The organism is Candidatus Blochmannia sansabeanus (nom. nud.), assembly GCF_059935345.1.
In genome coordinates this window covers 214,457-226,672 of sequence record NZ_CP011795.1, presented here as the reverse complement: position 1 = coordinate 226,672, position 12,216 = coordinate 214,457, and the positions used below count along the sequence as shown (strand labels likewise).

General features: G+C 26.8%; 12 protein-coding genes and 2 tRNA genes. All 14 read right to left on the bottom strand.

What is annotated here, in order from left to right:
* Window positions 1-398: 398 nt before the first annotated feature.
* The 14 genes from rplS to cysC all read right to left on the bottom strand — a co-directional run bounded on the left by rplS (window position 399) and on the right by cysC (window position 12,212).
* Window positions 399-758 (bottom strand): 50S ribosomal protein L19, encoded by a 360-nt coding sequence (gene rplS, locus Bsans602_RS00905; RefSeq protein ID WP_500837239.1) that lies wholly within the window; start codon window positions 756-758, stop codon window positions 399-401.
* 19 nt (window positions 759-777) lie between these two features.
* Entirely contained in the window at window positions 778-1,524 is a 747-nt protein-coding gene (gene trmD / locus Bsans602_RS00900) for a tRNA (guanosine(37)-N1)-methyltransferase TrmD (RefSeq protein WP_500837238.1), read from the bottom strand.
* 29 nt (window positions 1,525-1,553) lie between these two features.
* Window positions 1,554-2,111 carry a ribosome maturation factor RimM gene (rimM, locus tag Bsans602_RS00895; RefSeq protein ID WP_500837237.1) on the bottom strand — a complete coding sequence of 186 codons (558 nt, stop codon included), beginning with the start codon at window positions 2,109-2,111 and terminating at the stop codon, window positions 1,554-1,556.
* Window positions 2,112-2,120: 9 nt separating this feature from the next.
* Window positions 2,121-2,360, bottom strand: a complete 240-nt coding sequence (gene rpsP / locus Bsans602_RS00890) for a 30S ribosomal protein S16 (RefSeq protein ID WP_500837236.1) — start codon at window positions 2,358-2,360, stop codon at window positions 2,121-2,123.
* A 96-nt stretch (window positions 2,361-2,456) separates the two neighbouring features.
* On the bottom strand, window positions 2,457-3,818 hold the full coding sequence (gene ffh / locus Bsans602_RS00885; protein ID WP_500837235.1) for a signal recognition particle protein: 1,362 nt from the start codon (window positions 3,816-3,818) through the stop codon (window positions 2,457-2,459).
* Between the two features lie 185 nt (window positions 3,819-4,003).
* A tRNA-Arg gene (locus tag Bsans602_RS00880) sits at window positions 4,004-4,077 on the bottom strand.
* Window positions 4,078-4,091: 14 nt separating this feature from the next.
* A tRNA-Ser gene (locus Bsans602_RS00875) sits at window positions 4,092-4,182 on the bottom strand.
* A gap of 152 nt (window positions 4,183-4,334) precedes the next feature.
* A complete protein-coding gene (csrA, locus tag Bsans602_RS00870; RefSeq protein ID WP_250236520.1) occupies window positions 4,335-4,520 on the bottom strand; it encodes a carbon storage regulator CsrA in 186 nt (61 codons plus the stop codon).
* A gap of 191 nt (window positions 4,521-4,711) precedes the next feature.
* Entirely contained in the window at window positions 4,712-7,351 is a 2,640-nt protein-coding gene (gene alaS, locus Bsans602_RS00865; RefSeq protein ID WP_500837377.1) for an alanine--tRNA ligase, read from the bottom strand.
* 985 nt (window positions 7,352-8,336) lie between these two features.
* Window positions 8,337-9,242, bottom strand: a complete 906-nt coding sequence (locus tag Bsans602_RS00860) for a peptidoglycan DD-metalloendopeptidase family protein (RefSeq protein WP_500837234.1) — start codon at window positions 9,240-9,242, stop codon at window positions 8,337-8,339.
* Window positions 9,243-9,656: 414 nt separating this feature from the next.
* Window positions 9,657-10,130, bottom strand: a complete 474-nt coding sequence (ispF, locus tag Bsans602_RS00855) for a 2-C-methyl-D-erythritol 2,4-cyclodiphosphate synthase (RefSeq protein ID WP_500837233.1) — start codon at window positions 10,128-10,130, stop codon at window positions 9,657-9,659.
* 12 nt (window positions 10,131-10,142) lie between these two features.
* Window positions 10,143-10,871, bottom strand: coding sequence for a 2-C-methyl-D-erythritol 4-phosphate cytidylyltransferase (gene ispD, locus Bsans602_RS00850; RefSeq protein ID WP_500837376.1), 729 nt, complete (start codon window positions 10,869-10,871; stop codon window positions 10,143-10,145).
* A 62-nt stretch (window positions 10,872-10,933) separates the two neighbouring features.
* Window positions 10,934-11,209 (bottom strand): septum formation initiator family protein, encoded by a 276-nt coding sequence (locus Bsans602_RS00845; protein WP_500837232.1) that lies wholly within the window; start codon window positions 11,207-11,209, stop codon window positions 10,934-10,936.
* 364 nt (window positions 11,210-11,573) lie between these two features.
* Entirely contained in the window at window positions 11,574-12,212 is a 639-nt protein-coding gene (gene cysC, locus Bsans602_RS00840) for an adenylyl-sulfate kinase (protein WP_500837231.1), read from the bottom strand.
* Window positions 12,213-12,216: the final 4 nt, after the last annotated feature.

Sequence of the window (12,216 nt, the reverse complement as noted above, 5' to 3'; positions counted from 1 at the left end):
TAGTACAAATCTACAGTACTAAATAATCAATTAAAAGTGATGAGATATAGCTATATTATGATACACATATAAAACTAATGTAAATATAGTTTTATATTATAATCGTTAATAAATTATTATAGATTGATTAATTGAATTTATTTAATTTTTTAATTTGTGTGGGGTTTGATTAATAATAAAATTATTGCCTATGTGATAGATTGCTAGTTTAATTTATTAAAATTAAGATTCTATATATATAGCACGTATTATACATTTTTAGCATTGTACTATAATTGGGTGGACATTGCAATTTTAATCTTAGTAAGTAAAGAAATACTAATTGTAAGATATTTAATTGAGTGGTAAATACTAATATTATTGATATATATTAATTCTTTCATAAGATGAAAAGCATTTCATGGATTTGCACGGATTTTTACTTTAATACGTGCAGATTTTCCGCTGAGATTACGTAAATAATATAATTTAGCGCGGCGAACAAAACCAAATTGTGTAATTTTAATCTCTTCAATAATAGGAGAATGTGTTTGAAAAACGCGTTCTACGCCTTCTCCGCTAGAAATTTTTCTTACAGTAAACGAAGAATGCAATCCACGATTTTTAATAGCAATAACTACACCCTCAAAAGTTTGTAAACGTTTCTTATTATTTTCTATGATCCAAGTCTTCACTTCTATTGAATCACCTGCATGTAGGTGAGGTATATTTTTTTTTATTTGTTTTTTTTCAAAATTATTTATTAATTCATATATCATGTTATTTCCTTAATTTTATTCATGATAAACAGTGTTCATTTTTAAATTCAGCAAGCAACTCTTTTTCTTCGTCAGTTAATTGTATATTATTCAGTAAATCTGGTCTTTTAATCCAAGTACGACCTAAAGATTGTTTTTGTTTCCAACGAGCAATATTGTTATGATTGCCTGATAATAATACTGATGGTACTTTCATTCCTTCAAAAATTTTTGGTCGCGTATAGTGTGGACAATCTAATTTTCCTTTAGAAAAAGAATCCGATTCTTTTGAATCTTGATTGCCTAGTACACCAGGCATGACTCTAGACATTGCATCGATTAATACCATTGCAGCTAATTCTCCTCCGCTAAGGATATAATCCCCTATTGACCACTCTTCATCAATTTCTGTTTGAATTAATCTTTCATCAATGCCTTGATATCTACCACAAACCAAAATTAGTTTTTGGCAATCAGATGCTAATCTACGCACATATCGCTGATTTAGTCTTTTTCCTTGAGGGGATAGATAAATTACTTTAATGTCGTTTCCTAATTCACTTTTAGCTTGATTAATTGCATTTCTTAGAGGTTCAATCGCTATTACCATACCCGGCCCTCCTCCATAAGGACGGCCATCTATACTGCGATGTTGATTATGTGTAAATTCGCGTGGGCTCCATAGTTTTATCGAAATAATTCCATTTCGAATTGATCGCCCTGTTATACCATGATTAATAATAGAGCTAAACATTTCTGGAAATAAAGTAATTACACCTAACCACATATTTTTTAAAATTTTAATTTCATTAGTAATTAAAAACTAGGATCCCAATCTACAGTCACAGTACGCATAATAAGATCAACATGTTTTATAACTCTCTTTATAAGAAACGGAATAAGACAATTCTTTATTCCAGTAAATTTATTTTGATTCATTTTTACTACTAAAACATCATTTGCTGTGGTTTCTATTATGCTAATAATATTTCCTAAAAAAATTCCTTTTATTGTAATTACTGTGCATCCTATTAAATCTTTCCAATAATATTCATCAGTATTTAGATGAGGGAACTGTGTTTCATCTATAATTATTTCACAATGATTCAATAATTGAGCAGATTCCTTACTCGATACTTCCCGTATCTTGGCGATATAACGTTTCCCAAGTAATCTCCATTTATCCAAATAAATTGATTTCCATTCAGATTGGATGATGACGTAATATGGGCTATAAAAAAATATATTATCACTTTTTTCAGTAAAAGAAATGATTCGTATCCATCCTAATACACCATACGTACCCACAATTTTTCCTATTACTATAGGATTAGTAATAGGTGTTGTTGTCATAATACTTTTTTCATATTTCATATTGCATTATTATTTATAAATTTTTATTAATTTTGAAACACGTTTAGATGGATTTGCTCCTTTATGTAACCAATACTTTACTCGTTCTATATTTATATGTAGTTTTTTGTTATTTCCAAATTTAATTGGATTAAAAAATCCAATACGCTCAATAAATCGACCGTCACGTGCATTTCTACTGTCAGTAACAACTATGTGATAAAAAGGAGCCTTCTTATAGCCTCCTCGTGCTAATCTAATTCTTACCATAGATACATTACCTGAACTGAAAATTAAAAGTAATTAGATTTGTGATGCATGTACATAATATATAACTTAACTATTAATTTAGCATATTAACTATGTTTAACCAATTGTAAATTTAGATGATATTTTATTTTTTAATGTACGTATTACCTTAAATACTTCATTTTTGTTTATTTTTTGTATTGTAATACGTATATTATTAAATTTATGTAGTAACTTATTAACATCTTGTATGCTTACTCCAGATCCATTAGCAATACGTTTTTTTCTGGATCCTTTAATTATATCTGGATTTAGGCGTTCTTCAATAGTCATAGAGTTGATTATAGCTTCTATATGTATAAATGTATTGTCATGAGCATGTGATTGAATATCATTTAATTTAATTCCTAAATTAGAGGGTAGTTTGCTTATTATTTTGTTAATTCCTCCCATATTATGTATTTGTTTTATATAACCTAAAAAATCACATAAATTAAAATTTGTATTATTTTTATCGGTATATTTTTTTTCTTTAACCCATTCTGTTTTGTGTTCAATATCTTCGATTAATGAAAGTATGTCACCCATCCCAAGTATACGTCCAGCTATTCTATATGCATTAAAAGGTTCTAATTCATCAATCATTTCTCCTGTTCCTATAAATTTTATAGGTTTACCAGTAAGATATTTAATAGATAAAGCTACACCCCCACGTGAATCTCCATCTAATTTAGTTAAAATAATTCCAGTTAATGGTAAAATTTTATTAAATACGTTTATGGTATTAACAGCTACTTGTCCAATCATAGAATCTATAACGAATAAAGTTTCTATTGGATGAACAGTATTATGAATTTCAGCAAGTTCTGCAAGTAAAGTACAATCTGTATCTAAACAACCAGCAGTGTCTATTAATAAGACATCATAAGATAATGATTTTGATGCGACAATCGCAGTTTTTGCAATATCAATTGGTTTACTGCTAATATTATAATTTGAAAAAAAACTAATATCTTCAGAACCTACTAATGATTTTAGTTGCTGTATACCTGCTGGTCTATATATGTCAGTTGATGACACTAATATTTTTTTATTTTTTTTATTTTTTAAATATTTGGCCAGTTTTCCAACAGTAGTAGTTTTTCCAGAACCTTGTAATCCTACTATTAATATTAGTGAAGGTATTTGGGTGTGTAAATTTAAATCATGTGTTCCTTCTCCCATAATTTTTACTAGAGAAGCATGCATGATTTTAATTAATTCTTGACCTGGAGTTAAATGTTTATTTATATTTTTTCCAATGATTCCTTCTTTAACAGTATTAATAAAACTGTGTACGACAGATAATGCAACATCGCCTTCTAATAAAGAAATTTTAACTGTATTCAAAGTGTCTTTAATATTATTTTCTGTTAAACGACCAGAACCAATAATATTACTTATTGATTGTGATATTTTTCTGGATAAGTTTTCAAACATTTCAGTTACTCAAATTAAAAGTAGATATTATAATAAATTCAATTATAAAAATCACAATAAGTAATTATTAATTGCAATTATTAATATTTTTGCATTATTTAATAACAATTAAAATTTAATAGTAATATCTATATAATTAGAATTAAATAGCTATTTTATATATGTAAAACTAAATACTATATAAATACACCCGAGAGGATTCGAACCTCCGATCTCTCGGTTCGTAGCCGAGTGCTCTGTCCAATTGAGCTACGGGTGCATCATTTCTGCTAACAGTGAGGGAGGGATTCGAACCCTCGATACAGTGCTAAAACTATATACTCCCTTAGCAGGGGAGTGCCTTCAACCTCTCGGCCACCTCACCAAATATTTTCATTTATTTTCTTCATTCAACTCGTTTTTATTTTTATGATCAAAAATTTTCTGTCACATTACGTTGTTTTTATACAATTTACAACTAAATTTTTAATCATAAAATTACTATCTGTACAGAAAATTTATTTGAAAATAATAACTTTAGCATAAAGTTTGTTGTGATTTTTCAGCCTTAATACGTTGATAAATTTCTTCTCGGTGTATAGATATTTCCTTAGGAGCATTTACACCAATGCGAACTTGGTTCCCTTTAATACCTAATACAGTTACTGTAATCTCATCTCCGATGATAAGAGTTTCACCAACTCGTCGAGTTAGAATAAGCATCCTTTACTCCTTGAAAAATTCAAATAGCCGTAATTCTTAACGTTTTTACTGTTTTTACAATATGTAATAATATAAAACAAATATCTTTATATAATACTTTAATGGCATTAAAGATTCTATGTATCCTGCTTTGACAATAACAATATATTAATAGTTTTTCTTAAAATAATTTTAGTATATTACATAATTATTTATAATATATTATGCAACAAGTGGTCTATTTTAGTAGAAATTTTGGACGTATTTACAATATTACTAATTCCGACTTGAGCAAAATGAGGTTTTCCTCCACCTTTTCCCCCAAGGGTATTTATAATTGAATGTACTAAATTTAAAGCATTTATGCGATTATTTTCTATTAAATCTTTAGTTACAGCTATTACTACGCTAATTTTATTATTCTTATTAATATTAAGAAGAATAATAACTCCTGATTTTAGTTGGCTTTTAAGACAATCTATTAAATTAGTCAATGGCTTTAGCATCATATTTTCAACTTGTTTTATTAAAACTTGTACATCTTTAATATAATAAATTTCCTTAATGAAAGATAAACTGTCGTGCATAATTTGTTTATTTCTTAAATTTTCTGTTTCTTTTTCCAATTTTTGACAATGAGATTTGAATTCATGTATTTTATTTAAAATATTTTTGTTATCACTTCGTGTCAAAGTAAAAATATTTTTAAGTAATTTTTTATATTGATGTATTACAGATAACGCCGTATCATTAGTTACTGCTTCAATTCGTCTAATACCAGAAGCAATACTAGATTCTTTAGTAATGATAAATATCCCAATTTCTCCAGTACTTTTAGCATGGGTCCCTCCACATAATTCAACAGAAAAATTTCCCATTTTTATAACACGTACTATTTTTTCATATTGCTTATTTATAAGCAACACAACTCCGCTGCTCTGAGCAGTTTCTATTGGCATCATGTCAGCCACAATAGAAAAATTGTGCCAAATTTGTTTATTTACAAGATTCTCTATCGTATCAATTTGTACCGGTGTTATTATGTCACGATGACAAAAATCAAAACGTAAATATTGATCGTTTACTAATGATCCTTTTTGTACTATGTGAGATCCGAGTACTTGACATAACGCAGCGCGTAATAAATGAGTAGCAGAATGATTTAAAGAAATATATTTCCTTTTATATTGATCTACCTGTGCAATTACTTCTTCTCCTACACTAATAGCTCCACCTTTCATTACTCCAAAATGACCTATTGTTTGTCCATATTTTTTTGTATTAGTAACTTGAAATAAACTAGATATAGTTTTCAATTGACCAGCATCTCCAATTTGACCTCCAGATTCTCCATAAAAAGGAGTATTCTTCAAAATTACTATTCCTTCTTCTTCTGTATATATTTTGTTTACTGGCTTATTTGTGTGATATAATGCTGTTATTTTAGTTCTACAAGTTAGTTCACGATATCCAACAAACGTATTTGATATATTACGAAGTAATATATTTTCACTAATTATATCAAATTTATTTGATTCTTTCGCATTTTTTTTCTGTTTCGACATAGACTTATCAAATTTTACTTGATCTACGTGTATACCACGTCTTAAACAAATATCTTTAGTTAGTTCTAAAGGAAATCCATAAGTATCGTATAAATTGAATGCTATTTCACCATTCAAAATATTTCCTTTTAATAATGCCAATTCTTTTTCCAATAATTTTAAACCTTTTTTTAAAGTATCTTCAAACAATTTTTCTTCATTAAGTAATATTTTTTCTATAAAGTCTTTTTTTTCATATAATTTATCAGATAAATGTTGCATATATTTAACGAGAGGGAGGACTAATTTATAGAAAAAAATATTATTTGTACCTAATTTTTTTCCATGAAGAATAGCTCTACGGATAATACGGCGTAACACATAACCACGTCCTTCATTTGAAGGTATAACCCCATCTTGAATTAAAAATGAACATGTACGAATATGATCAGCTATCACATATAAAGATCTATTAGTATTATCATCACTAACGTTAATAATTTGAGATATAGAAGATATCAATTTTTTAAATATATCAATGGAATAACTGCTATGCACTCCCTGTAATATCGCAGTAATGCGTTCTAAACCCATCCCGGTGTCTACTGATAACATAGGAAGTGACAAAAGACGCCCATTCGATTGACGATTAAATTGTATGAATACTAGATTCCAAATTTCAACATATCTTTCTCCAAATTCTTTTAAACTACCAGGAGGGTCTCCTTGAAATCGATCGCCATAATCATAAAATATTTCGGAACAAGGCCCACAAGGGCCAATGTTTCCCATTTTCCAAAAATTATCAGAATCGTAAACATCATCTGTATGATTACCAATTCTAACAACATGTTCGTTGGGTATATCTATTTGTTTAATCCAAATATTATAAGATTCAAAATCACTAATATGTACTGTTACCCATAATTTATTTTTAGATAAATTAAACCAATTACGATCAGTTAATAATTCCCAAGCAAATTGGATAGCTTCATATTTAAAATAATCTCCAAAACTAAAATTACCCAACATTTCAAAAAATGTTAAATGTCGTTCAGTATATCCAACATTGTCTAAATCATTATGTTTTCCTCCAGCACGTACGCAACGTTGTGCGGTCGTAGCACGCTTAAATAACGGCTTATCAATACCTAAAAATATATTTTTAAACTGATTCATACCAGAATTAGTAAATAATAATGTTGGATCATTGTCAGGAATTAAAGTACTGCTAGAAACAATTTCATGTCCTTTTTTTTTAAAAAAATTAAGAAATTCCCGACGAATATCATCAATATTTTTGTACATATAGATTCCATCACGAAATGAAAATGCCATATATTTGATTTATATAATCAAATATTATAAACAATTTTAAAAAAGATAGAAATTAAAATTTCAGAATATTACTTATTTTGAATGCATATAAATGAAGACTAAATGTTATGTGTATAAAAACTTATTAAGTATTGTCAGTAAGTAATACTTTATCATGTACGGATATATTTCGGAAATAAAAAGAAAAGTATTTATACATATATTATATTTAATTTTCAATACAGCACTTATTTAAGTAGCCCATCAAATTTTGTTTAAAAGTAATTCATAAGATATATGTAAAATGAATTAATTAATAGATCTCTTATATATTCATTATATAAATATATTATTATTAAATATATTTACTAATAAATATAAATAATTCAATAAGTTTAGAATTATATATTTATTGGACGTAATCTGTGTTTTAAAATATTAGTAATCAAATAATTTTATCTTTTATTATTGAAATAATCTGGTATAGGTATATAAAAATTTTTATAACAATACAGTATTATATACATGAAATTTTTATGTACGTTGTTCATAACAATGCAATAAATGCAAGTATATTGAAAAATCAATGATCTATTTCATTAGATAATAAAAATTAATATAATCAAGACTGTAACTTATTATAATTAACTTTTTATTTACAAATAATAGAATAAAACTTAATATTCAGATTAAAATATAAAATTAATATTTTATCAAAACAATATATATATTGCATACATACTATATTTTATATTTAACGTATTAAATAGTTATATTTGATTAATATTATTTAAAGGCTGATTTAAATACTAGCTACATATATTTGTGACTTTAATAATTTTGATCAATTATTAAAGTTAAAACATTAAAATATAATTAAATTAATTCAACGGATAAAATAATTATTATTTTCATAAATATACATTCTTATATGTTTCGTGGTTAAAATATTTATGTCTAATTAGGATTAGATTATCTATTGTTTCAGATAATATAAAGGATCTACTGATTTTCCTTTATATCTGATTTCAAAATGCAATTTTATTTCATTAGTACCACTATAACCCATAGTAGCTATTTTATCTCCCATTTTAACTTTTTGCTGTTCTGTTACTAATATTGTGTCGTTATGCGCATAAGCGCTGAGATAATTATTATCATGTTTAATAACAATTAAATTGCCATATCCTTTCAATGTATTGCCAGCGTATACTACTTTTCCATTCGCAGTAGCTAATACAGGTTGACCTAAAACTCCAGATATATCAATTCCTTTATTGCCTCTTTCAGAATTAGAAAAAGCATTAATTATAATTCCATGTGTTGGCCAATACCAATTCTTAACTGCTACTAATTCTGATTTTTTTAAGCAAGAAGCCATATTATGAGATATATCTTTTATGTTAGAGGAATTATATTTGTTAGCCCGTAAAGATAATAATTGGTTTTTAATAAAAAATAATATTTTTCTTAAAGTACTGTTATTATAATTAAAATCTGTAAAAAAATTTTTTGAGGATTTTTTAAAAGATGACAATGCTGTATTATGAGGCACTCTTATTACTTGACCTACTTTTAATTGATTTATATCTTTAATATTATTTATTTTTGATAAATTCGAGCAGTTATTTCCTGTAATCCAGGCAATATAAAATAAAGTATCACCAGATTTTACCGTATATGTGGATTTATGATAAGAACTATAATTTATATTATTATATTTATGAGCTCTAGTGGTAAGTATTTTTTGTTGATACCATAAATTTTTCTCTTTATCTTGGGATGAAGAAATATTAGCCCCAAAATTCGTAGAACGTGACATATATCCACTATGATATCTGCTGTGAATATTATTGTTATTCGAGCATCCTCCCATAAACATAAAAATTATTATCGTATAAATTATTAATATATTGTTGTTTAGCATAGTGACTATACTGAATTCCTTTGATTTCTATTTATTTCTATTAATAATTTATTTATTAAATAAATTATAGATTATAAATAGAATATATATGTATTTAATACTAATATTAAATTACAAATAACATATATTTTTAATATTAAAAATAACTTATAGATTTAGTACAAATTCGTATATTTATTACATATCAAATGTAAAGTTATTGATTCTTTAATAAATTGACAAATTGACTGATATTATTATTGTTACTTATACGCTTATGTTATTAATTTAATTTAAATTAATAACAGCTATATCAGCTTGCTAACATATTTATATATATAAATATATATTTCAACCATAGATAAAGATATATCTTTATCGTAATAAATATTAACTTGTCAATAATGTTACTGCTGTACACGCAATACCTTCAGAACGTCCAATATAACCTAAAGTATCAGTAGTAGTGGCTTTTATGTTGATATTAGTTACTGGGCAATTTAGATCTTTGGAAATATAATGACGCATCTGATAAATATATGTATTTATCCTTGGAATTTGCAAGATTATAGTTATATCTACGTTTCCTAATAGATACCCCTGTGCGGTAATTTTTTTCCAAGAGATTCGTAATAATTTTCGGCTATCTATATTATTATATTTAGAATCAGTATCTGGAAACATGGACCCAATATCTCCATGGCAAGCAGCTCCTAATAAAGAATCGATTAGCGCATGTATTAATACATCACCATCAGAATGTGCTGCTATTTTTTGTGTGTAAGGAATATTTACCCCTCCAATAATGAGCGGACGATATCCTCCAAACTGATGTACATCAAATCCATAACCAATACGTAACATATTTTATCAATCCTATTCAGTTTTCTTATTTAATTCAGATAAGTAAAATCTAGCTAATTTTAAATCATTTTGATGAGTAACTTTGATGTTGTCTGAACGACCTTGTATTAAAATAGATGTATATCCACAATATTCTACAGCTGATGCTTCATCAGTAACAGTAACTCTATTTTTTAAAGCTTTTTTAAGACAATTTTTTAAAAGATTATAATTAAATAACTGCGGAGTTAAAGCATGCCATAGATTATTACGGTCTAGAGTATATCTTACGAAATTAGTACCACAATAAGTTTGTTTAATAGTGTTACAGATTGGTATTGCTAACATTCCACCTACTTGAGAAAATTTTGTAATCTCAAATAATCGTAATAGATCCTCAGGATGCAGGCAAGGTCTTACTGCGTCATGTACGATCACCCAAATCGATTTTTTTACATGTTGCAAGCCAGCCATTACTGAATCGGCTCGTGTTTTTCCTCCAATAACTACACTGATTCTAGGATCGCAAGCAATAGATAATTTTTTAAACCAACGATCTCGAGCATTAATCACTACTATGCAACGACGAATACATGATTGACATAATAAAGTACTAATGGAGTGCTCAAGTAAAGTTTTATCGCCTATTGTACAATATTGTTTCGGAAGCATACTGTTCATACGCTTTCCAGTACCTGCTGCTGGAAGAATAGCTGTAATATCTGGAAAATCCTTTCTGCCATGTTTAATAAAGCATGCCATTGCCATACACACCAATTTCGTTAAACCATTATTAATGTTTATTGAAATTAATATTGTTATGATTATGATTTTATTTGATAAAAATTTTCATCAACCTTAATCATGCCGAGGTTATATCTTGATCGCTCCTCAACAGCTTCATATCCATGAAGCAAATCATAAATTTCGTACAATAATTGATTATTACGAAGTCTCATTTGGGTAATTTCATTAATATTTTCACATAATCTGATTGTATTATGAATATTAATTAAATCACAAATGCCATTTTTACCTAACCACAGTGAATATTGCAGCCAAGCAAGCAACGTCAGTAATAAACAACTCAATTTATTCATATTTATACTACCTACTATAATTTATTATGTTTTTGTACTAGTATCGATTGTATTTGTGAGATAAATAATTTTTCTCTTTGAAAATATAATAGATAAAAATTAAAAAAGTAGGTAATTATAATTTCTGTTATAATGTATAATATATGGCCATTCATACCGTACATGATACACATTAAAATAAACTAATTCAAAAATTATTGCGAATTATTTGTATTTATTATAATGAATATTTTTTAAAAATTAATTTTTATTTAATTAATAAATAATTCCTATTAAAACAAATAATATTTTTGATATGCATCATCTTCTTTATTACAGAAATTTAATTATTATAAAATTATCAAATATATGCATTTGTTTTGTATCATTTCAGATGATGATCTATTTTAAATAAAGATTTAAGGAACGATGACTGTAATATTTGGTTAATTAATTCTACTATCGATTTTTGTCCATTTAAATATATATGTGGGTTTCGTGGTTTTTCATATGGAGAACTTATGCCGGTAAAATTTTTTATTTCACCAGATCTAGCTTTTTTATACAAACCTTTTGGATCACGTTCTTCACAAATATGTAGAGGAGTATCAACAAATATCTCAATAAAATGATTAATAGGAAACATGTTACGTATCATTTGACGATTATAATGATAAGGAGAAATAAAAGTAGCCAATACTACTATCCCAGCATCAACCATTAATCGCGCTGTTTCTCCTACTCGACGTATATTTTCATGTCTATCATAATCACTGAATCCCAAATCACAACATAATCCGTGTCGCGTGTTATCCCCATCTAATATGTATGTACTAATATTCTTATTATGTAATTTTTTTTCTAAAACATTAGCTAAAATTGATTTACCAGAGCCTGATAATCCTGTAAACCATAATAATATAGCACGATGTTTATGTAAAAGTTCACGATCTTGTCGTTTTATATAAAACGCGTTCCAAAAAATATTTCTATTAGAAACATAACCGATATTCTTATTAGTCATAATA